The organism is Xanthomonas sp. 3793, from assembly GCF_024806835.1.
Lineage (GTDB): Bacteria > Pseudomonadota > Gammaproteobacteria > Xanthomonadales > Xanthomonadaceae > Xanthomonas > Xanthomonas arboricola_F.
Genome location: NZ_JANTYU010000003.1, coordinates 65,173 through 87,085, shown reverse-complemented (window position 1 = coordinate 87,085; position 21,913 = coordinate 65,173). Strand labels below are relative to the sequence as shown.

The window sequence follows — 21,913 nt, the reverse complement described above, 5'->3', positions numbered from 1 at the left end:
TGCTGCGTGTGGCCGCCGTGATAGCGAGGGAAGTCATCCCTAACCTGCGGCGATCGGGCAGCAGCGACGCGACGTTAGCTGCGTGCCGCCAGGCGTGCGCACAACGCCGTTGCCGCCATCAGGCTCGAGGGATCGGCGATGCCGCGCCCGGCCAGGTCCAGCGCGGTGCCGTGATCCACCGCCACGCGCGGGTAGGGCAGGCCCAGGGTGATGTTCACCGCCTGCTCGAAACCGCTGTACTTGAGTACCGGCAGGCCCTGGTCGTGGTACATCGCCACCACCGCATCGAAACCGCCCAGCTTCTGCGGCAGAAAGGCGGTGTCGGCCGGCAACGGGCCGATCAGCTGCATGCCTTCGTCGCGCAGCCGCTCCAGCACCGGGATGATGATGTCCAGTTCTTCGCGGCCCAGGTGACCGTCTTCGCCTGCGTGGGGGTTGAGGCCGAGCACGGCGAGACGCGGGTTTTCCAGGCCGAAGTCGCGGCGCATCGCGGCATGGGTGATGCGCAGGCAGCGCGCAACCGCGTCGGCGGTGATCGCATCGGCCACCGCGCGCAGCGGCAGGTGCGTGGTCACCAGTGCCACGCGCACGATGCTGTTGGCCAGCATCATCACCACCGGGCAGTGGGCCTGTTCGGCCAGCAATTCGGTGGTGCCGGTGTAGGCGATCCCGCCGGCGTTGATGATCGCCTTGTGCACCGGGCCGGTCACGATGCCTTGCAGACGTCCGGCAAGGCAGTCGCCGGCGGCGGTACGCAGGCCGGCAACGACGGCCGCTGCATTGGCCGGGTCGGCGGTGCCGAAGCGGGTCGGGACGGCCTGACGAATCGGAAACAGCGGCAGATCGCCGGGCATGCGTGCCGGCTGGTCTGGATCGAGCAGGCGCACAGACAAGGACAGCGCCTTGGCGGCGCTGTTCAGGGTATCGGGGTCGGCGTAGGCAATCAGCTGCGCATCGGAGCGCGGCTGCTGGACGAGCCGGATGCACAGCTCCGGCCCGATTCCGGCCGGCTCGCCTGGCACCAGCGCGAGCGACGGCACCATCACTGACTCAGCGCGCCGGCTGTGCCGGCGGCGGGGTCGGGGCAGCCGGTTCTGCGCTCTTGGTCGGCTCGGCAGTCGCGTTGCCGTCGGCGCGATCGCCGGTGCGGTAGCTCACATATGCCTCGCCGCGCAGTTCCTGCAGGTAGCGGTTGTATTCCTCTTCCAGCTTGCGGCGGCCGATGGTTTCACGGACCTGCGCACGCTGGTTTTCCGCGCTGACGTCGGTCTGACGGCTGCCGACGCGCTGCACGATGTGCCAACCGGCCTGCGTGCGGAACGGTTCGGACACCGCACCGTCGGCCAGGCCTTCGACCTGCTTGCCGAAATCCGGGCCGAACGCGTCGGCCGGGAACCAACCCAGATCGCCACCCTGGCCACGGCTATTGGTGTCTTCGGAGGACTCCTTGGCCGTTGCCTGGAAGTCGGCGCCGCCGGCGATGCGTGCCCGCAGCGTGTCGATCTTGGCCTTGGCCTGTGCGTCGGTCTGGTTGTCGCCGATGCGGACCAGGATGTGGCGCGCGTTGTATTCGGTGACCATCTTCTTTTCGCCGCCGGCATTGGCGTCGCGCATTTCCACCAGCTTGAGCAGCTGGAACCCGCTGGGACCACGTAGCGGGCCTGCAACCTGGCCGGGCTGCATGTCGCGGATCAGCTGGGCAAATGCGTTGGGGATTTCGTCCAGGCTACGCCAGCCCAGGTCGCCGCCTTCCAGCGCGTTGGGGCTATCCGAATAACGCACCGCTGCCGCAGAGAAGTCCAGTTCGCCCTTGTCGATCAGGGCCTTGACGCCATCGACCTTCTTTTGCCCGGTGGCGATCTGGTCGGCAGTCGCGCCTTCCGGCAGGCCCACCAGGATATGCGCCAGGTGGTACTGGCTACCGGTCGTGGCCTGTTGGGCCAGCGCGGTATCCACTTCGCCTTCGCTCACGCTGATGCGGCTCTGCGCAAAGCTCTGGCGCAGGCGCTGCACGATGATTTCGTCGCGCACCGAGGCGCGGAAATCGCCGTAGGCCATGCCATCGGCGGCCAGCTTCTGGCGCAGGCCATCCACGGTGGTGCCGTTCTGCTGGGCGATGCTGGCAATGGCGCGGTTGAGTTCCTCGTCGCTGACGCGGATGCCGCTGCCGTCGGCGCGGCCGACCTGCAACTTGACCAGGACCAGGCGCTCGAGCACCTGCCGCTGCAGGACATCGTCCGGCGGCAGCTGGTTCTCGCGACCGGCGTACTGCGACTTGACGTTGCGCACAGCGCGATCGAGCTCGCTCTGCAGCACCACGTCTTCGTCCACGATAGCGGCGATACGATCCAGCGGCTGGGATTGCTGCGCCGATGCCAGCGGCGAGACCGTGCTGGTGATTACCAGCAACGAGGCAAGAAGAACAGAGAAAGGCTTGGTCATGGAATCAGGTTCGGATCGTAATCGTCCGGATTGGTCGTGGTGTTGCTGGGCGGGACCAGGTACAGGTCGTCGCGGTAATAACCGAGAATAGCACGGCGCAAAGTGCGGTCCGTGTTCTGGCCGAACGAGCTCAAGCCCTTGAGCACGAACTCGAACTGGATCGAGTTGTCCATCTCGCCGTCGCGGTTGCGTACGAACCGGCGCACCAGCGCGCGCACCGCCAGGCAGCAGCTGTCCCACTGCACGCCGCCGATGATTTCCAGCGGCTTGCGGTCCAGCAGCGAGTAGTAATAGCGTCCGACCGCACTCCAGGTAGGGTTGATCGGATACAGGAACGAGAAGTCGGCCTGCTTGAGCTGGTCGCTGTTGTCGATCAGGTTGCGACGGTAGCGATACGCCAAGTTGATGATGCCGTCGTTGCCCAGCAGATAGCGCGTGCGCAGGCTGGCCAGGTCTTCCTTGCGCGAGTTCGGGTTCCACTGATACGTGGCGCCCATCGACCAGCGGTCGTTGATCATGTAGTTGGCGTCTGCAACCCAGGCGGACTTGCCCTGCTCAATGGGTTGTTCGCTATTGGCGGTGGAATTGTTGATCGTGACCAGCGAGTCATTGAAGTACAGAATTTGACCGGCGCTCAGCGATAACTTCTCGCGCCCGTCGTCCTGGCGCAGCCAGCGCGAGGTCACCGCCAGGGTCAGCTGGTTGGCATCGTTCTGGCGGTCGGCGCCGGTGTAACGCGAGTCGCGAAACAGCTGTCCGTAGCTGAAGGTGAACGGCCGCGTATCGAAGACCGGCAGATCGTCCTGGTCGCGGTACGGCACGTACAGGTAGTACATGCGTGGCTCCAACGTGTTGAGATAGTTGGTGCCGAAGACCGAGGTCTCGCGATCAAAATACAGGCCGGCGTCCAGCGAGGCGATCGGCAGGCTGCGGGTGGGCGTGCGATCTCCGGTCAGCGGCGGCGTGGTGGCCACGGTCGAATCCAGCTGATAAGCGGTGTAGCGCCAGGCCACCGTAGGCGTCAGAAACCAGGCCGCGCCCGACAGCGGCATCGAGATGTAGGGTTTGACGTCCAGGCGCGAGCCGCTGCCATAGTCCTGGTTGCGGATGTTGGTGCGGACGTATTCGTCGCCGTTGTTGTTGTTGTTGCCGTTGGTGTTCGGGACGAAGTTCACCTGATAGGAATCGTCATGCGTGAACCGCACCGCCTCGGCATAGACACCGGCTTCGAAAATGCCGAACGGCTTTTCCCAGGTGAAATAGGCGCGCGGCTGCCGGTTGTAGGGCAGGGCTCGCTCGTCCAGGGTGTAGTCGGTCAGCTGCCAGCGGTCGGCCATCAGGCCGGCGGTCCAGGTTTCGCCGGTGCCGTAGATACCGATGGTGCTCTGCAGGCTGGACGCCGAGCCCATGCCGTTCAGGCGGCTGGTGAAGTCTTCCACATAGCGGGTATCGCTGACCCAGGAAATGCTGCTGCGCGCCTGCCAGTATTTGTTAACGTCATGGTAGCCGCTGTAGAAGACGCTGCCACGGTCCTTATCGCGCAACTTGTCGTTGGGCAGGTAGTTACCGGTGATTTCGCCGCGACCGCCGTCGTACAGGTAGCGGAACTCGGTACCGAACATGAAACCGCGCTTGCTCATGTAGCGCGGCAGCAAGGTGGCATCGTAGTTCGGCGCCAGATTCAGGTAGATCGGCTGCAGGTAATCGAAGCCGTTACGTCCGGACAGGCCAAACTGCGGAAACAGCAGGCCGGTCTGGCGACGGTCGTCGATCGGGAACTTGAACCACGGGAAGTACAGCACCGGCACCTTGCCGATCTGCAGCACGGCGTTGCGTGCGGTGCCGAAGCCCTCTTCATTGTCGACATCGATCTCCGGCGCGCGCACGCGCCAGATCGGCTGCGAGGGATCGCAGGTGGTATAGGTGGAGCGGTGCATCTGCCCGACCTGGCCCTGCAGGTCCACGGATTCGGCGCCGCCGTTGCCACGCCGGTCCACCAGCTGGTACTGGATGTTGGTGACCTTGTGGGCGTCGGTGTCCTGGTTGCCTTCGGCACGGTCGGCGACCATGCGGAAGGAGGTGTCCTGGTAGCGCACATTGCCTTCGGCGATGTAGTTGCCGGTCTCGGTGTCCATGCGCAGGTTGTCTGCGCCCAGGAACTGATCGCCACGTTTGAGCGCCACGTTGCCCTGGTATTGCGGGGTGGTGCTGGTGCCGGACAGCTGGTCGCCTTCGATGTCGGTCGGCAGCTGCTGGCGCATTTCGGCCGCCTTGGCGTCGGCGGCGGGGGCGCCGTCGAAGCCTGGTAGCGGGTCCACGGCCGGGCACAAACCCCAGTTCAACGGCTTGTCGGCAGCCATGGCCGGGAGGCAGATGGCGATGCTCAAGGGCAGGGGCAGCAGGCGGAGAGCTCGGCGCACGCGTGGTTCAACCAATAAAATGGCGACTAGCTTGCCGCATACCCCGCATAGGGGCAATGAAGAGCGCCGGCGCGGAGAGGGAGAGGTTCATCGCCAGCATCGAGGCGACCGGGGCCAACTGCCGGTCAGCGCAGCGCAGCGACGTGGGCCACGCTGCTTTCGCGCAGTGCCTGCAGGTCGTAGCCGCCTTCCAGCAGAGAGACCACGCGCCCGCGCGCATGGCGTTCGGCCAGGGTGCGCAGGGCGGCGGTCAGCCAGCCGAAATCGTCGTCGTCCAGCATCAGGTCGGCCAGCGGGTCGCGCAGATGGGCGTCGAAGCCAGCCGAGATCAGGATCAGTTGCGGACGAAACGCATCGATCAGCGGCAGCATTTCGTCCTCCCAGACATTGCGGAAGCGCAGCCCGTCGCTGCCCGGCGGCAACAGCAGATTGTGGACATTGCCGACGCCGCGCTCATGGACGCTGCCCGAATGCGGGTACAGCCCGGACTGGTGGGTGCTGAGGTACTGCACGGCCGGGTCGCGTTCGAAGATGGCCTGGGTGCCGTTGCCGTGATGCACGTCGAAATCGACGATGGTGATGCGCTCCAGGCCATGCCGGTCGCGCGCATGGGCGGCGGCCACGGCGACGTTGTTGAACAGGCAGAAGCCCATCGACACCTGCGCGGTGGCGTGGTGGCCGGGCGGGCGGACGGCACAGAAGGCGGTGCGGGTCAGGTCCTGCATCACCGCATCCACGGCGGCGATGCCGGCGCCGGCGGCGCGCAAGGCGGCTGCGCGCGAGGCCGGCACCATGCGGGTGTCCACGTCCAGCTGGCGGTAGCCGGTGAAAGGGGTTTCCAACACGGCGTCGACCTGTTCGCGCTCGTGCACGCGGCACAGGTCGCCGAGCTTGGCCAGTGGCGCCTCGCGCCAGTCCAGATCGGGGAAGGCGGCGCGCAGGGCATCGACCACCGCTTCCAGGCGGGCGGGACTCTCGGGGTGCTCAGGGCCGGCGTCGTGGCCGAGGCAGGCGGGGTGGGTAAAGACCAGCATGGGGCAACTCTAGCCTCTCCGCGGCGCCGGGCACATGCTCAAGCGCGACGCCGGTCGTGCCGCCACAGCACTTCCTGCTGGCCATCGACACGGGCCAGTACTCGTGCCAGCACGAACAGCAGGTCGGACAGGCGATTGAGGTAACCGATCGCCTCGCTGCGCACCGTTTCCTGGCGCGACAGGGCGACGGTTTCGCGCTCGGCCCGGCGCACGATGGTGCGGGCCAGATGGCAGCGTGCGGCCGCCTCGCCACCGGCCGGCAGGATGAATTCCTGCAGCGGCGGCAAGCTGTCGTTGAAGTGGTCCAGATGGTGTTCCAGCGCCTGGATATCGGCCGCCTCGATCGCGGCGTGGCCGGGGATGCAGAGCTCGCCGCCCAGATCGAACAACTGATGCTGCACGGTGGTCAGCAGCTCGGCGATCTGGGGCGGGACGCTGGGTGCCGCCAGCAGCACCCCAATGGCCGAATTGGCTTCGTCCACGGTGCCGTAGGCGTTGACGCGCAAGGCATCCTTGCCGGTACGGCTGCCGTCGCCCAGCCCGGTGCTGCCATCGTCGCCGGTGCGCGTATAGATACGAGAAAGACGGTTGCCCATGACCTCAACCTGCGTGGGTCTGGCGCGGCGGAGCAATCACGCGCTCGGCCACGACCTGGACAAGCGCCGCCGCAGCCACGTACAGCGCAGCGCTGCGCAGGTACGGCCCCAGCCAGTCGGTGTAGTTCTTGAACCAGCCGGCCACGGTGGGCTCGCTCACGCTGGCGCTGATCCAGTAGAAGCTGCCCTGGGCGATCAGCTGGCACAGCGCCACGGCGACCAGCAGGGTGGGAACCAGCCAGGCCAACGCGCTCCACTGCGCACCGTGGTAATGCCGACGCAGCCAGACGCCGCCAGCCCACAACGCGAAATACGCCGGAATCAGGCACCAGTACGCCGGCGACACGCAGTAGTGCTGCCAGAAGCTCATGCCCTGGCCGGTGATCACCAGCCAGTCCACCGCAACCGCCAGCCCCATCAAGAGCGGGAATGCCAGCCGGGTGCGCGCCGCCAGATGGAATCCGCCTATGAAGAACACCGCCCACGACGCATCCGGCACCGGGGCGAAGTGATTGATCCGCGTAGCCGCCATCAGCACGGCCAGCAGGCTCAGGATCCAGGTGTCGTGCGAGCGAGGCGTCATGTGCGGGAAGGGCCGGGTTGCAGAGGGGGAAGTGTAGCGTGGAAGCCGGCGCGCCCGCGCCGCGGTCTGACCGACGCCGTGCTGGGCGGTGGGAAGACCGGCGCCGACTGCGGCGACGCGCGCACCGGCAGACGCGGCAAGATGTCCCATGCAGCGGCGCAACCGGGCCGGGGGCGAAGGCTTATCATGACCGGATGACACACCCACATGACGTTCTGATCGTTGGCGGCGGCCTGGTCGGCTCCAGCCTGGCGATTGCACTGGACCGCCTCGGCCTGGATGTCGGGCTGGTCGAAGCCACCCCGGCCGGCGCGCCGCCGGCGGTGTTCGACCAACGCAACCTGAGTTTTGCCGCGGCCACCGTCAACGCGCTCGGCGTGCTGGGGGTGATGGCCAAGCTGCGCAGCCCGCCCGGCCCGATCCGGCGCATCCACGTCAGCCGCGCCGGCGATTTCGGGCGCGTGCAGCTGGAGGCCGTCGACTACGGGCGCGACAGCTTTGGCCAGGTGGTGGTGGCGCGCGACTTCGGCGACGCCTTGCAGGCACGTCTGGACGAAACGGCTGGCGTGCGCCGTTACCGCCCGGCGCGCTGCATCGGTGTGGAGCCGGTACAGGACGGCATGCGCGCGGTGCGCGTGGCAACTGCCGATGGCGAACAGCGCGTCCTGGCCAGGCTGGTGGTCGGTGCCGATGGCACGCACAGCGCCGTGCGCGAACTGCTGCATATCGACACCGACACGCACGATTTCCTGCAGACCCTGTTCGTGGCCCGCGTGCGCGCCTCCCGGCCGCCGGATGGCACCGCATGGGAGCGCTTCGGCGAGCATGGGCCGACTGCGCTGCTGCCGCGGGGCGACCGCCACTACGGCGCGATCCATTGCGTCGCGCGCGCCGAGGCCGAGGCGGTCGCCGCGCTCGACGAGGCCGGCTGGCTGGCCCGGCTACAGCGTGCGGCCGGCTGGCGTGCCGGGCGCTTTGTCGCCAGCGGCGAACGCAGCGCTTATCCGCTGGTGCAGGTGCTTGCCAACCACCTGATCGCCGAGCGCGTGGTGCTGCTCGGCAACGCGGCGCAGACGCTGCACCCCATCGGCGCGCAGGGCTTCAACCTGGGCTTGCGCGATGCGCTGACATTGGCCGAACTGATCGAACACGATCGCAGCGATACCGGGTCCGGCGCGCTGCTGGCCGACTATGTGGCGCGTCGGCGCGTGGACCGCGAGCAGACGATCGGCTTCTCCAGCGGGCTGGCGCGGCTGACCGGAAACCCGGCACCGTTGCTGCGGCCGCTACGCAGCCTGGGACTGCTCGCGACCTCGCAGGCCGCGCCGCTGCAATCGATGCTGGTCGGCGGAGCGATGGGTTTTCGTGGCGATGTGCCGCAACTATGCCGGGGGAGCGCATGAGCCGCCGCAGTACGCGCGATGCGGTGATCGTCGGCGGTGGTGTGGTCGGCGCCGCCTGCGCGCTGGCGCTGGCAGACGCCGGCTTGAGCGTTGCGCTGGTGGAAGGGCGCGAGCCCGCGCGCTGGCATGCCGATCAGCCCGATCTGCGTGTGTATGCCTTCGCCGCCGACAACGCCGCGCTGCTCGACAGTCTTGGCGTATGGGCCAGCGTGCGCACCGGGCGCGTGCAGCCATATCGGCGCATGCGGGTCTGGGATGCCGGTGGTGGCGGCGAGCTGCGTTTCGACGCCGACACGTTGGGCCGCGAACAACTCGGCTGGATCGTCGAGCATGCGCTGCTGGTCGATCGCCTCTGGGCGGCCGTGCACAGTGCTGGGATCGAAGTGCATTGCCCGGCGCGCGTGGCCGAACTGGAGCAGGACGCCAACGGCGTGCGCCTGCGCCTGGACGACGGCAGTCGGCTGGAAGCTGCGATTGCCATCGCGGCCGATGGCGCAGCGTCCACCTTGCGCGACCTGACCGGCCTGCCGGTGTCGCGGCACGCCTACGCACAGCGTGGCGTGGTTGCCTTTGTAGAGACCGAACAGCCGCACCAGGCTACTGCCTGGCAGCGCTTTCTGACCACCGGGCCGCTGGCGTTTCTGCCGTTTGCCGACGGCCGCAGTTCGATTGTCTGGACGTTGCCCGATAGCGATGCCGAGCGCGTACTGGAACTGGACGATGCGGCGTTTTCGCACCAGCTGACCCAGGCGTTTGCCGCGCGCCTGGGGCAGGTGCGTGTGGTGTCCGCACGCACTGCATTTCCGCTGCAACGGCAATTGGTGGAGCAATACGTCAGCGGCCGCGTGCTGGCCCTTGGCGACGCCGCGCATGTGGTGCATCCGCTGGCGGGGCAGGGCGTCAACCTGGGCCTGCGCGATGTCGCTGCGCTGCGCGCGCAAGTGCGCGCAGCGCTTGCCAAACGTGCGGACTGGGCCGCGCCGCATCGGCTGCAGCGCTGGGCGCGCACCCGCCGCAGCGAAAATACGGTGGCCGCCTACGGTTTCGATGCGATCAACAGCGTGTTTTCCAATGACGAAATGCACCTGACCCTGCTGCGCGGATCGGTGCTCGGCCTGGCCGGCAAACTGCCGCCATTGGTCGATGCGTTGTGGAAACGCGCGTCCGGCGGCGCGTGACCGGCCTCGCGCCCGCAGGCCGGTCCGCCAGGCGGCAATACTGACGTTATATGCCTTCTGGATTATAGCGTAGGCCGCATCTTCCATACGACGCACGCGTCCGGCGTGGCTACAGTCGCGCCATGACTTCCGTTGCGCATACGTCCAGACCCACCTTGCTGCTGCTCTGCGGCCTGCTTTGCGACGCTGCCATCTGGCAACCGCAGCGCGACGCGCTGGCGGATCTGGCCGATGTGCAGGTGCTGGACTTCCCCGGATTCGACAGCATCGTGCAGATGGCCGCCCACGTGTTGGCTGGCGCACCGCCGCAGTTCGCGTTGGCCGGGCATTCGATGGGCGGGCGGGTTGCGCTGGAAATCATGCGTCAGGCGCCAGAACGGGTGACGCAGCTGGCGCTGCTCGATACCGGCATCGCGCCGCGGCGCGATGGAGAACGCGAAGAACGTCAGGCGCTGGTGGATCTGGCGCGAACGCAGGGCATGCATGCGCTGGCGCTGGCCTGGCTGCCGCCCATGCTGCACCCCGCACGCATTGCCGATTCCGCTTTGATGCAAGGCCTCAGCGCGATGGTGCAGCGGCAAAGCGCGCAAAGCTTTGCGGGCCAGGTCAACGCGTTGCTGGAGCGTCCGGATGCCGCGCCGGTGCTTGCGCAGATTCGCTGCCCCACCTTGCTGGGCGTCGGGCGCCAGGATGCCTGGAGCCCGCTGGCCCGGCATCAGGACATGGCGCGGCAGATTCCCCAGGCACGCCTGAGCGTGTTCGAAGACTGCGGGCACATGGCGCCGGTGGAAGCGCCTGCTGCGGTGACGGCGGCGTTGCGCGATTGGTTGCAGGCCGCGTGATGGCGCAGAGGAAACGGCGCGTGGGTCACTGCTGCAGTCGCTGACCGCGCCAACCGGTGTTTGCTGGAAATAAAGGAGGCTGCATGCACGACGATGTCTCGATCATCATTGCCTGCGAGCAATTGATCCGCCGGTTCGCGCTGTACAACGATCGTCACGACCATGAGCAACTCGCGGCATTGTTCACCGACGATGGCGTGTTCGCGCGCCCCAGCGCGCCCGATGCCCCGGCGCATGGCCGCGCGGCGATTCTGCAGGCCTTTCGCGAGCGCCCGCCGCGCACCACCTGTCATCTGATGCTCAACACCCTGGTCGACATTCAATCGCCCACATTGGCGCATGCGCACAGCAACGTGCTGCTCTACATCGCCGGCGATACGTCGATGTCGCCGCCATGGAGCGCGCAATCGCCCGCGTTGCTGGGCAGTTTCGACGATGTGCTGGTCTTCGAGCAGGAGCGTTGGTTGTTCAAGCAACGCCTTGGAACCTTGTTGCTGCGCATCGGCAGCTGAGCCGCATTCCCCTCCAGGCATGGTGCTGGCGCCGGGTTCGCGCCGCGCGTTGCCGTCCCGCTTTCTTCCCCACGTCGCGCTCGCAGTCATCCATCCCTTCGCATTGGAGATTCGCCCAGTGGAACGCGTTCGCATCCCCGCCCGTCGTCGCTCTGTCCTGTCTCGCGCACTGTCACGCCGGCCGTGTTCATTGGTTGCGTGGGCGTTGTTCGCCGTCGCATTGCCGAATGCGGCACTGGCGCAAGCACTACCGGAGACAGCCGCGCCTCCACAAGGCATCAATCTTGGCGGTACCAGTTTCATGGACGGCTTCGGTTCGATGACGCCCGGCTGGACCGTCATCGAGTATCTGCGTCACTACAACCTGAATGCCATCAAGAACGCGAGCGGCGACGACTCGCCAGCCTTTCGCGATCCGCAAGTCGATGTCAGCGTGCTGCTCACACAGCTCATCTACGTGACGCCCTACACCTGGAAAAGCGGCTCGCTGAGTTTCAATGCCATCGTGCCTTTGGTCAATTACGACACCGCATTCGCCGCTGACAGCCCGGTGCGATTGAGCAGCAACGGCTTCGGCATGGGCGACATTTCGTTCGGGCCGGCACTGCAGATGCCGCCGGTGATGCGCGATGGGCGGGTGTTCTTCTTTCAGCGCTTCGCGATCGACGCGTTTGCGCCGGTGGGCAAGTTCGACCGCGACACCGCGATCAACCAGAGCACCGGGTTCTGGTCGGTGGCGCCGCATTGGGCATTCACCGTGCAACCCAGCGACGACTGGGAAATCAGCGCGCGCATCAATTACCTGTACAACTTTCGCACCAGTCGCGCCGGCGGGGTGCCGCCGATTCCAGGATTCCGTTTTCGCAATGGCCAGGCCGGCGATGCGGTGTGGGTCAATCTGGCTACGTCGCTCAAACTCAACGAGCAATGGCGCGTGGGTCTGAACGGTTACTACCTGCAGCAGTTGAAAGACAACCGTACCAATGACCAGCGCGTACCGGACAGCAAGCGCATGCAGGTCTATCTGGGCCCGGGCCTGTCCTGGCGCATGGACCAAAAGAACGTGTTCAATTTCAACGTATACATGCCGCTGAAGGTGGAGAACTCGGTGGCCGGCAACAGCTTCAATCTGATGTTCGTGCACTCGCTATAGCGCATGCAATCTGCCACGCACGCCGGCCGTCGTGGTCGGCGTGCGGGATGGATGAAGCCGTGTGTCGCTGTTCGTGGGGGCATGCGTCGGATACAACAGACGGTCCTTGCGCGCACATCGATGCCATTGCTCTACCCGGCACACAGCACCGTGCATCCGCTAGACTCACAGTCCCATGCTGTGTCGCTGTGTATTGGCATGTTCGCGGAACAGCAGTTCCGCACGTGCGCCATCGCGTTGTTCGATTGCAGCGACAATCGCGCCATGCTGGCGGTGCCCGTAATACAGATCGTCATAGGCCAGGGTGGCCGAGCGCTGACCGAACACCACGTTGACCGGGCTGACGAAGGGCACCAGCGTGCAGCGGTCCACCGTTTCGGTGAGGATCGGTTTGTTGGCCGCCACCACGATGGCGCGATGGAAGCGCGCATTGATCGCGCCGTAGGTCTGCTCATCGCCGGCATCGAGGCTACGCTTGGCAAACAGCCGGTCGCCCTCGCACAGACAATCGTGCAGGGTGGAAAGCAAGCTCGCCGACGCGCCCTGTTCGGCCACCGTGCGCGCCGCCATTCCCTCCATCAGCGCTCGCACTGCCAGGGCATCCAGGCTTTCCTGCTGGCTGAAACTTCGGACCGCGTAGCCACGGTTGCCGACCTGCACCAGAAGGCCCTCCTGGCATAACGCCGGCAACGCTTGGCGGATGGGCGTGCGCGAAATGGCCAGACGCTCGGCCAGGGCCGCCTCGGTGATGCGCTCGCCCGGGGCAAAGGTGCCACACAGGATCAATTCGCGTAGTTGCTGGACCGCTTGCAATCGGTGGTTGTTCGCCATTGGCTCCATTCTCTCGCGCCGTACCGCAGCGCACGTTCCTTCGAAGGGGAAACTCGCAATTACCTGTACAAAAACCTTGCAGATGAGATCGCTTGATGGCAATTTGGATCCCAAGGATACCGTTTTGGCGATCCGGGGTGGTTGGCCACCCGTGTTGGGATCCATTGCATCGTCAATCCTGACTCAATCAATGACGTGCGCGCTGCCTTCGCTGGCAGCGCTGCATCGCAGGAGCAAAGCATGGCTAGCATCATCGGCGGCATCGGAACCTCGCACGTTCCCACCATCGGGGTGGCCTACGACAAGGGCAAGCAACAGGATCCGGTATGGAAGCCGTTGTTCGACGGCTACACGCCGGTGGCCGAGTGGCTGGCCGAACAACGGGCCGACGTGCTGGTGTTTTTCTATAACGACCACTGCACGACCTTCTTCTTCGATCTGTATCCGACCTTTGCGCTGGGCGTGGGCGAGCGCTTTCCGGTCGCAGACGAAGGCGCAGGGCTGCGGAATCTGCCTGCGATCCGCGGCGACGTGCAGCTGCAGGCGCATATCGCCGAGTGCCTGGTCAACGACGAATTCGACCTGACCGTGTTCCAGGACAAGCCGATCGACCACGGCTGTGCGGCGCCGCTGCCGCTGCTGTGGCCGCATGTACCGGACTGGCCGGGCACGGTGGTGCCGATTGCGATCAACGTCCTGCAGTACCCGCTGCCGACCGCACGCCGCTGCTACCGGCTGGGCCAGGCGGTGCGTCGTGCGATCGAGTCGTATCCGGAAGACCTCAGGGTGGTGGTGGTCGGCACCGGCGGGCTGTCGCACCAGATCCATGGCGAGCGCACCGGCTTCAACAACACCGATTGGGACATGGAGTTTCTGGACCGCTTCCAGCACGCGCCGGAAACGCTGACCGATCTGACCCACACCGACTACGTGCGCCTGGGCGGTGCCGAGAGCGTGGAGCAGATCATGTGGCTGGCCATGCGCGGGGCACTGGATGGGCCGATCCGCAAGCTGCATCAGAACTACTACCTGATGACGACCACCGCGATGACCGTGGTGTTGTACGAGCCGGGCGAAGAACGCGCCGACGCGCCGCGCTCGGCAGAGCTGCTGGCGCGCACCGCCAACGCGGCATGAGGGCCTGCTGATGAATCCGCAAGTAAAAGACATGGACAAGATCGACGGCACCTATCTGTTCGATCTGCGCACCAGCAACCGCGCACTACGCCTCAATCGCTTCTTCTGGCATATGATCCGCGCCCCATGGCGCGATCGCTTTTTGCAGGAGGCGGAAGTGTTGATGCAGGAAGCCGAGCTCACCGAGCACGAGAAAGCGCTGGTGCGCGCGCGCGACTGGCTTGGACTGGTGCAGTACGGCGCCAATTTTTTTGTGATCGAAAAGTTCGCCCGCGTGGTGCGCATGACCAATCTGCAGGTTTACGCGATCATGCGCGGCGAGTCGTTCGAAGACTTCATGCAGACCAGGCGTGTGCCCGAGGCACGCTGATCTGTGCGTCCCGGCCGCTGGCCGGGTGCTGCCCCCCGATTTTCCAACGTAAGGCCCACCCCCATGACCATGTCCTCCGTGTTCTTCGAACACCGCATCAAGGTCCGGCATCTACGTGTCATCGAGGCGCTGGACCGGCAAAAAAGCCTGCTCCGCGCCTCACGCGTATTGAATGTGACCCAGCCTGCACTTACGCGTGCCTTGCAGGAGATCGAAGAGATCGTCGGCGCGCCCTTGTTCGAGCGCCATTCGCGTGGCGTGCGTCCCAACGCGATGGGCGAGGTGCTGGTCCAGACCGCGCACGTCGTGCTCGGCCAGCTGCGGCGCGCGCAGGACACCTTCGAAGGCTTGTTGCAGGACGATGCGCTCACCATCACCGTCGGTGCCCTGCCGGTGGCCGCGAGCGGCCTGCTACCGGCAGTGCTGGCAGCCTTGTACCGCACCGAGCCGACGCTGCGGGTGCGCCTGCTGCATGGGCGCACCGATGAATTGCTGCCAAAGCTTGCCGGAAACGAGGTGGATCTGGTCGTCGGCCGCCTGTATCCGCTGGCGCGCTACGACGCGTTGGTGCGCAAGGTGCTGTACCAGGATCCGATTGCGCTGGTGGCGCGGAGCGACCATCCGTTGTTTGCCAATGGCCCGGTGCGAATCGCCGAAGCGGCTGCCTACAGACAGGTATTGCCAACCCTGAGTCAGCACGTGGAGCGCGACGTGGCGCAGGTCATGCGCGAGCACGGATTGGCCACGCGCGATCAACTGCGGTCCAGTTCTGCCAGTTTCACCCGCGAGATCCTGCTTGGTACCGACAGTATTGCGGTGATGCCAAGCATGATGGTCGCCGGCGATATCGCACGCGGCGAACTGCGGGCCTTCCAGCTACAGCAGCCCTCGCAGGCGCGCGCAGGTGGCGTGATCTATCGCGACAGCAGCGCCATCCTCAAACCCGGCGTACGGTTGTTGATGCGCGAGCTGGAACACCAGCTGGCGCTGATGGCGCAGCAAGGTGCGGTATGGGTGGACGAGCACATCGGCGAGGACGACATGCTGCTGGATGCCTCTGCATAAAGGATGATCGCAGTGACACGCGCGAGGTGCATCGCCGGGCGGGACGCGTGCGGTGCGTCGCTTGCTTGGACCGTTGCGCTGTTCGACTGCGGCCGTGGATGGGCTCGACTGCCGCATACGTTTGATTGAAGCCCGCGCCGCGCTCGGGTGATCCTTCGCCAGGCTGATCGAGTGGCTTGCACAGCGATAGCCGACATCGCTGTAGTCCGGGCGTGCGCGCTGATGCGCACGCTCGTCTCCGTCGGCTGCCAACGCCATCAGGCTTCCTTGGCCAAGGCATCCTTCAACCGCGCCTTCTGCAGCTTGCCGGTCGCCGTACGTGGCAACGCCTCCACCAGACGCAGGTGTTTGGGGACCTTGTACTTGGCCAGGCGCTCGATCAGATAGCTGCGGATCTGCTCCAGATCCGTCGCTTCGGCGGCGGGCACGATCGCCAGATACCCCACCTCGCCCCATTGCGGGTCGGCCATGCCGACCACGGCGCACTCGCGGATGTCGGGGTGATCGGCCAGCACGGCTTCGATCTCGGCCGGATATACGTTTTCGCCGCCGGAAATGAACATGTCCTTCTTGCGGTCCACCACCCAGAAGAAGCCCTCGTCATCGCGCCTGACGATATCGCCGGTGCGAAACCAGCCTTGTGCATCGCGCATCTGTGCGGTGGCCTGTGGATCGCGCCAGTAGCCGGGACTGAGGTTGGGGCCGCGCAACAACAACTCGCCAGGCACTCCCGCCGGACAGTCGTTGCCATCCCCGTCCACCACCCGGGTCTGCACGTTGGGCGACGAAATGCCTGCTGCGCCGAGCTTGCGACGAATCACATCGCAATCCACCGACATGCCGAATACCGTGCCGGCTTCGCTCATGCCGAAGCCGCAGACCATGGGGATGCCATCGTCCAGCCAGCCCAGCAGATCGTCTGCGGCGTGCGGCGCGCCACCGCTGACCAGCGCGGTGAGGTGACGCAGCGTTGCCGGATCGAAACCGGGCTGGCTGCGGAACGCCTGCATCATCTGCGGCACGCCGACATAGTGGCTAATGCCCAGCGCCGGGTTGCCGAGCCAGCTCAATGTCCGCTTCGGCTCGAAGCCGCTCGACACCTGGATCGACCCGCCCACCGCCAATGCCGGCCGCACATTGGTGGCCAGGCCGATGATATGGAACATCGGCGCCTCGCACAGAAAACTGCTGTTGGCATCCACACGTGTGGTGACGCCGAAGTTATGCGCCACCTGCTGCAGATTGTGCTCGTTCAACATCACGCCCTTGGGCTGGCCGGACGTGCCCGAGGTAAACAGGATCAGGCTCACGCGCTCGGGCGGGATGTACGACGTTTCGGCCGGTGCCAGCACCTTGGCATTGTCGATGAAGCTGGCCAGGGCTTCCACATGTGCGCGCCCGGCCGCGACGTCATCGCCCAGCAACAGATGCGGCTGCGCGCGTTGCAGCAAGGTGTCCAGCTCGGTGGCGCTCAGCCGCCAGTTGAGCGGCACATAGATCGCGCCGACCCGCGCACAGGCAAAATGCAGCGCGACCTGCCACACCGAATTGCGGGCCAGCACCGCCAGCCGTTCGCCGTCGACGCAGCCGCGCGTCTGCAGCAAGGCGGCGAGCTGGCCGATCAAGGTGTCCAGTTCGGCATATGTCCATTCCTGCTCCAGCAACAGGTCGCGCGCGGCAAGCCGTTGCGGTGTGAGGCGGGCATGGAAGGAAATCGAGTCGGTCGGCATGGTCATGGCGCTGTCTTCCGAATGCAAAGTGGGGGAGTGACTGGCGTGAGTGCGACAGAGATGGCAGGAAGGTTGATGCGCGTGCGCAACGGCGCAGTACGCGTTCACAGACAGGTTGCTCGCGCACCACGGGAGACGACATGTCCTGATGTGCAGTGCGCTGCATTGCGGCGACGCAGGCAGGCTCGCCGCAATGCCGCTGAGGTAAGGCTCAACTGAGATAGACGGTTTTGGTTTCGAGAAACGCATGCAGGCCTTCGATGCCGCCTTCGCGGCCCATGCCCGAGTGCTTGAAGCCGCCGAACGGCATTTCGATATCCACCCACATACCGTTGATCGAATGGCTGCCGCTGCGCACGCGCCGCGCAATGCGATACGCGCGATCGACATCCTCGCCATAGACGGTGCCGTGCAAGCCATAGTCGCTGGCATTGGCCTTGGCGATCAGATCGGCCTCGTCGTGATAGTCGATGAAGCTCACCACCGGGCCGAAGATTTCTTCGCGTGCGATGGTCATGTCCGGTGTGACGTTAGCGAACACCGTCGGCTCGATAAAGAAGCCACGCGGCAAATGCGCCGGGCGGTTGCCCCCCATCACCAGCCGCGCGCCTTCGGCACTGCCCTGGGCGATATAGGACTGCACGCGTTCCAGCTGCCGGCCGAGCGCCAACGGCCCCATGCCGGTGTCGGCGGCGAACGGGTCGCCGAGTTTGAGTGCGCCAAGTGCTGCGCAATACGCCTGCAGGATTTCGTCGCGCCGTTGCGCCGGTACCAGTACACGGGTCAGCGAAAAGCACACCTGGCCGGTGATCGGCATGGAGTAGGGCACCAGGCTGGGGAGCACTTTGGCCAGGTCGGCATCGTCGAGCACGATGGCGGCCGATTTGCCGCCCAGCTCCAGGCCGACCCGCGCCAGGCGTTCGGCACAGGCCACGCCGATCAGGCGCCCGGCCTGGGTGGAGCCGGTGAAGCTGACCTTGTCGACAAGCGGGTGCCGGATCAGCTGCTCGCCGACCTCGCGGCCTGCCGGCAACAGGTTGAACACGCCGTCGGGCACGCCCGCGGCGCTGATGCATTCGGCCAGTATGCACGCATCGATCGGGGTCTCCGGAGAGGGTTTGGCCACCACCGTGCAGCCGGCGGCCAGCGCGGCGGCGACCTTGTAACAAAGCAAGACCAGTGGCGCGTTCCAGGGCGTGATCGCCGCAACCACGCCGACCGGTTCCTGCACCACATGCACGCGTCCGCCATCGGCGCGGGCGCGCGGTTCGACGAACGGATGGGTGGCGATCAGATCGCCGTAGTAGTCGAACAGGCCGGGCGCCTGCTGCGAGGCGCGCCGGCTGAAACCGATGGTGGCGCCGACCTGGCCGGTCCAGGCTTCGGCCAGCTCCGGCATGCGTGCGCGCAGCTGGTCGGCAACGCGCTTGAGGATCACCCCGCGCTCGGGCGGGGACAGTTGCGGCCAGGGGCCGGTGTCGAAGGCGGCACGCGCCGCGGCCACGGCGGCCTCGGTATCTGCGTGCGATGGTTCGGTGTAGCGCAGCAGGCGTTCTTCGGTATGCGGGGCGATCACATCGACATGGCGATCGCCGTTGCTTGCGCGCCACTGGCCGTCGATGAACAGGCCCAGCGGTCCACGCGCGGCGATCCCGCGCAGCGTTGCGGATAAGGCTTCCATACTCCCTCCTCGGTGCAGAAAACCACTGGCAGCGCCAGCGGTGCGTGGGTCGCACGCATCGCTTCGGGCGCCGTCGGACGTGCCTAGGCGCTGTTTTTCTTGAGGTCGTACTCGCCCAGGCCGGGCTTGTAGCTCTTCTCGTCGATGAACTGACGGATGCCTTCCTTGCGGGCGTTGTTATCGAACGAGTTGGCCGCTTCCTGCATGCGCACCAGATAATCTTCGGCTTCGTCGTAGGTCATGGTGCCCACGCGGCGCACAGCGTCCTTGGCGTATTTCAACGCAACCGGGTTCTTGCGCAGCAACAGCTCGGCCACTTCGCGCGTGCGTGCCTCCAACCGTTCCAGCGGCACGCTCTCGTTGACCAGGCGCCATTCGGCCGCCTTCTTGCCGTCGACCATTTCGCCGGTGAGCGTCATCCACATCGCATCGCGCATGGACAGCAGCTCGACCGCAACCTTGGTCACACCGCCGCCCGGCAGGATGCCCCAGTTGATCTCCGACAGGCCGAACTGCGCTTCATCGGCGGCAATGGCCAGGTCGCAGGCGAACAGCGGGCCGAAGCCGCCACCGAAGCACCAGCCGTTGACCATCGCGATGGTGGGCTTCTGATACCAGCGCAGGCGACGGAACCAGCCATAGGATTCGCGTTGCGAACGCCGCACGCCGCGCAGGCCCTGCGCTTCGGTTTCGCGGAAGTATTCCTTCAGGTCCATGCCGGCCGACCAGGCGGTGCCTTCGCCGCCGAGCACCAGCACGCCGACGTCGTCGTCGAACTCCAGCTCGTCCAGCACGTCCATCATGCGGCGGTTGAGCGCCGGGCTCATCGCGTTGCGCTTGTCCGGGCGTGCGAACTTCACCCAGGCAATGCGGTTTTCGATGCGAACCGATACCACGTCATGCTCGTTCAAGCGGCGTCTCCTTCAAGTCGGGGGCTGCGGGATCAGAGGTCTTCGGCCAGCGCGGCCTCTGCCACGGCTGTGCGCTCCAGCGTGGCGCTGGCGTTCAATTTGCACAGCAGGCGGAGCAGGGTTTGCTGTTCGCCGGCCTGTAGGCCGGTGCAGGTGCGTGCGACGGCGCGTGCCAGGCAGGCTTGCGCCACCTCCAGCGTGCGGTGGCCATGGTCGGTCAGGTACAGGCCCTTGCTGCGACGGTCGCGGCCGGCCAGGCGTTCGATCAGGCCCTGCTCGGCCAGCGCATTGGCGATCTTCATGCCGGCGGCGCGGTTGACCAGCAGGCGGTTGCCGAGTTCGGTCTGGTCGCAACCGGGCTGGTCGCGGATGTGGATCAGCGCGGTGACGCGTGCCGGGGTGAGATGCAGCTCGGCCAGTTCCTGGCGGGCGGCATGGCTGGACGCCAAGGTGGCCAGTTGCAGTTGGTAGCCGAGGTCTTTGGCCAGTGCCAGGAGAGCGGTCATCGATCCATCCAAATTGTATCCGTTAAATACAATCTAGCCGACCGAAGCGGGCGCTGCAAGAGGGGGCGATGTCGAAAGCCGAAGCGCTGTTGCGCACCTGCGTCATGCCGGTGCGCCTGCCTGCCGCTCAGGTGTGCGGCGTGATCACGGAGCCAGCCAGCCGGCCAGCTGCTCGCGTGTCAGGTAGCCGCTGTGGCGGCTGTCGAGAGCATCGAATTCGTCGGCCAGCGCGGGGTTGGCCTGGGCTTCGGCACGGCTGATGCGGCCGTCGCCGTCCACGTCCATGGCCTGGAAGTCGATACGGTAGCTGCCGACCACGCTGCTGGGCTGGATCGAGCGCACGATCACGCTGGATTCGTCGCGCGGGCGTTCCAGCCGGGTCTGATGGGTGACCTCGCCGCTGGACAGCGGCTGGGTGCGGATGACAGTGGGCACATCGACCAGCGGCATGCTGCTGGCCGGCGTGGGTGCCTGCTGGGCGGATGCGACGCCGCAAACGAGCAGCAGTACGGTACATGTGGCGAGACAGCGGATGGTCATCAGATCCCCCTGATGTGGAACAGCCGGTAAGGATAGAGGGTGTGGGCCACTTGCGGTGGGGCGCGTTGGGTGAAGGCGGCGCATCGCCAGCTTCCTTGCACGAGTTGGCAGTCGCGGCATTGGCGTCAACGGCGGATCTTGCAAGGCGACAGCGTTGCCGTCGCCTTGCAGGCCACTCAGCCGGGGATGAAGGGAAACACGATCTTGAGCAGGCCCTTCAAGCCGCCTTCGGCCGTGCTGGCCACGGCCTTGGCGCCCAGGCTGTTGAGTGCGCGGCGCACGTCTTCCCAACGCAGCTGCGCGATGTCCTTTTTCAGCAGGTCCGCCACTTCTTCGGCAGTGGGCGTGAGCTTTTGCAGTTCGCGTATCGCCGCCTGCGGGTCCTGCTGCAGATAGCCCCAGCGTTCGGCGATCTTCAGCAGCGTGTCGAAGCGCACCGCCACCACCTCGCGATTGCGTTCGTACACCGGCAATGCGCCGACATCGAGAATCGCCTGCTCGAACTGCTGTGCGTCGTCGGGGTGCTCGATCCGCACCGCCAGAAATCCCTCTTTGCGGCTGCGCTCGCTGACATGCTTGGCACCGGAGCGCAGATTGTCTTCGGTGAACACGTTGGCCACGATGCGCTGCATTGCCGCGTCGCCTTCTTCAGGCACCAGGGCACGCCAACGGGCATAGCCATCGCGACGCAAGGCCTTGACCTTGGCCGAGGTGACGCGCAACTGCAGGGCGACAAGGGCGTTGGAGCTATTGCGCGAGATCGCACCATCGCGCTCCAGCAGCACGAAGATCAGCAGTTCCAGGTCGCGTTTGGTCAGTGACTGGAACCCCTGCAACAGGGTCAGTCGCAGGAATTCGCTGCCGAAGGCGGCCGCATCCTTGAGTTCGATCGGTTGCATGGGGGAGTCCTCCGCGGGTGACCTGCAGGATGCCAGGATGCTGTTGCGCGACCTGAGAACCGATGCGACGCGCGCAGCAA

The 21,913-nt window shown here is 65.9% G+C and carries 21 protein-coding genes; 8 read left to right on the top strand and 13 right to left on the bottom strand.

All coding sequences use genetic code 11. The features are described 5' to 3' along the window. Window positions 1–74 precede the first annotated feature (74 nt). The 6 genes from pdxA to FHY18_RS10820 form a co-directional block, all read right to left on the bottom strand. Window positions 75–1,043, bottom strand: a complete 969-nt coding sequence (gene pdxA / locus FHY18_RS10845) for a 4-hydroxythreonine-4-phosphate dehydrogenase PdxA (RefSeq protein WP_259154327.1) — start codon at window positions 1,041–1,043, stop codon at window positions 75–77. Window positions 1,044–1,050: 7 nt separating this feature from the next. Further along, entirely contained in the window at window positions 1,051–2,442 is a 1,392-nt protein-coding gene (locus FHY18_RS10840) for a peptidylprolyl isomerase (protein ID WP_259154326.1), read from the bottom strand. Further along, the gene (lptD, locus tag FHY18_RS10835; RefSeq protein ID WP_259154324.1) at window positions 2,439–4,862 is read right to left on the bottom strand and encodes an LPS-assembly protein LptD; all 2,424 of its coding nucleotides are present in this window, start codon (window positions 4,860–4,862) and stop codon (window positions 2,439–2,441) included. Before lptD ends, FHY18_RS10840 begins: the two co-directional genes overlap by 4 nt. Before the next feature lie 125 nt (window positions 4,863–4,987). Continuing rightward, window positions 4,988–5,896: a histone deacetylase family protein gene (locus FHY18_RS10830; RefSeq protein WP_259154322.1), complete on the bottom strand. Its 909-nt coding sequence runs from the start codon at window positions 5,894–5,896 to the stop codon at window positions 4,988–4,990. Window positions 5,897–5,934: 38 nt separating this feature from the next. Then, window positions 5,935–6,492 carry a cob(I)yrinic acid a,c-diamide adenosyltransferase gene (locus tag FHY18_RS10825; protein ID WP_259154321.1) on the bottom strand — a complete coding sequence of 186 codons (558 nt, stop codon included), beginning with the start codon at window positions 6,490–6,492 and terminating at the stop codon, window positions 5,935–5,937. Between the two features lie 4 nt (window positions 6,493–6,496). Continuing rightward, window positions 6,497–7,075 (bottom strand): hypothetical protein, encoded by a 579-nt coding sequence (locus tag FHY18_RS10820; protein ID WP_259154315.1) that lies wholly within the window; start codon window positions 7,073–7,075, stop codon window positions 6,497–6,499. Window positions 7,076–7,269: 194 nt separating this feature from the next. On the opposite strand from FHY18_RS10820, the gene ubiH reads away from it, so the two are divergent. The 5 genes from ubiH (at window position 7,270) to FHY18_RS10795 (ending at window position 12,163) form a co-directional block, all read left to right on the top strand. Next, the gene (gene ubiH, locus FHY18_RS10815; RefSeq protein WP_259154314.1) at window positions 7,270–8,478 is read left to right on the top strand and encodes a 2-octaprenyl-6-methoxyphenyl hydroxylase; all 1,209 of its coding nucleotides are present in this window, start codon (window positions 7,270–7,272) and stop codon (window positions 8,476–8,478) included. Beyond that, the gene (locus tag FHY18_RS10810; RefSeq protein ID WP_259154310.1) at window positions 8,475–9,656 is read left to right on the top strand and encodes a UbiH/UbiF family hydroxylase; all 1,182 of its coding nucleotides are present in this window, start codon (window positions 8,475–8,477) and stop codon (window positions 9,654–9,656) included. The genes ubiH and FHY18_RS10810 overlap by 4 nt, the downstream gene beginning before the upstream one ends. A gap of 122 nt (window positions 9,657–9,778) precedes the next feature. Continuing rightward, a complete protein-coding gene (locus FHY18_RS10805) occupies window positions 9,779–10,498 on the top strand; it encodes an alpha/beta hydrolase (protein WP_259154309.1) in 720 nt (239 codons plus the stop codon). Between the two features lie 83 nt (window positions 10,499–10,581). Beyond that, window positions 10,582–11,010 carry a nuclear transport factor 2 family protein gene (locus tag FHY18_RS10800; RefSeq protein WP_259154307.1) on the top strand — a complete coding sequence of 143 codons (429 nt, stop codon included), beginning with the start codon at window positions 10,582–10,584 and terminating at the stop codon, window positions 11,008–11,010. A gap of 118 nt (window positions 11,011–11,128) precedes the next feature. Further along, window positions 11,129–12,163: a transporter gene (locus tag FHY18_RS10795; RefSeq protein ID WP_259154305.1), complete on the top strand. Its 1,035-nt coding sequence runs from the start codon at window positions 11,129–11,131 to the stop codon at window positions 12,161–12,163. 165 nt (window positions 12,164–12,328) lie between these two features. Here FHY18_RS10795 and FHY18_RS10790 read toward each other — a convergent pair whose 3' ends face one another. After that, window positions 12,329–13,003 carry a GntR family transcriptional regulator gene (locus FHY18_RS10790; protein ID WP_259154303.1) on the bottom strand — a complete coding sequence of 225 codons (675 nt, stop codon included), beginning with the start codon at window positions 13,001–13,003 and terminating at the stop codon, window positions 12,329–12,331. A 231-nt stretch (window positions 13,004–13,234) separates the two neighbouring features. Here FHY18_RS10790 and FHY18_RS10785 point away from each other — a divergent pair, with 231 nt between their 5' ends. The 3 genes from FHY18_RS10785 (at window position 13,235) to FHY18_RS10775 (ending at window position 15,566) form a co-directional block, all read left to right on the top strand. Beyond that, window positions 13,235–14,131, top strand: a complete 897-nt coding sequence (locus FHY18_RS10785; protein WP_259154297.1) for a gallate dioxygenase — start codon at window positions 13,235–13,237, stop codon at window positions 14,129–14,131. A 10-nt stretch (window positions 14,132–14,141) separates the two neighbouring features. Further along, entirely contained in the window at window positions 14,142–14,501 is a 360-nt protein-coding gene (locus FHY18_RS10780) for a protocatechuate 3,4-dioxygenase (protein ID WP_259154287.1), read from the top strand. A gap of 63 nt (window positions 14,502–14,564) precedes the next feature. Continuing rightward, entirely contained in the window at window positions 14,565–15,566 is a 1,002-nt protein-coding gene (locus tag FHY18_RS10775) for a LysR substrate-binding domain-containing protein (protein ID WP_259154284.1), read from the top strand. Window positions 15,567–15,823: 257 nt separating this feature from the next. Here the strand turns inward: FHY18_RS10775 and FHY18_RS10770 are convergent, their stop codons facing one another. From FHY18_RS10770 to FHY18_RS10745, 6 genes are all read right to left on the bottom strand, one after another. Next, window positions 15,824–17,302: an AMP-binding protein gene (locus FHY18_RS10770; protein ID WP_259154274.1), complete on the bottom strand. Its 1,479-nt coding sequence runs from the start codon at window positions 17,300–17,302 to the stop codon at window positions 15,824–15,826. Between the two features lie 205 nt (window positions 17,303–17,507). Next, complete coding sequence (locus FHY18_RS10765; RefSeq protein ID WP_259154272.1) at window positions 17,508–18,977, bottom strand: aldehyde dehydrogenase; 1,470 nt, start codon at window positions 18,975–18,977, stop codon at window positions 17,508–17,510. Window positions 18,978–19,060: 83 nt separating this feature from the next. Further along, complete coding sequence (locus FHY18_RS10760; RefSeq protein ID WP_259154262.1) at window positions 19,061–19,888, bottom strand: p-hydroxycinnamoyl CoA hydratase/lyase; 828 nt, start codon at window positions 19,886–19,888, stop codon at window positions 19,061–19,063. A 32-nt stretch (window positions 19,889–19,920) separates the two neighbouring features. Next, a complete protein-coding gene (locus FHY18_RS10755; protein WP_259154261.1) occupies window positions 19,921–20,394 on the bottom strand; it encodes a MarR family transcriptional regulator in 474 nt (157 codons plus the stop codon). A 144-nt stretch (window positions 20,395–20,538) separates the two neighbouring features. Then, the gene (locus tag FHY18_RS10750; RefSeq protein WP_259154258.1) at window positions 20,539–20,934 is read right to left on the bottom strand and encodes an EF-hand domain-containing protein; all 396 of its coding nucleotides are present in this window, start codon (window positions 20,932–20,934) and stop codon (window positions 20,539–20,541) included. Window positions 20,935–21,110: 176 nt separating this feature from the next. Next, window positions 21,111–21,833 carry a hypothetical protein gene (locus tag FHY18_RS10745; RefSeq protein ID WP_259154257.1) on the bottom strand — a complete coding sequence of 241 codons (723 nt, stop codon included), beginning with the start codon at window positions 21,831–21,833 and terminating at the stop codon, window positions 21,111–21,113. Between the last annotated feature and the right edge of the window lie 80 nt (window positions 21,834–21,913).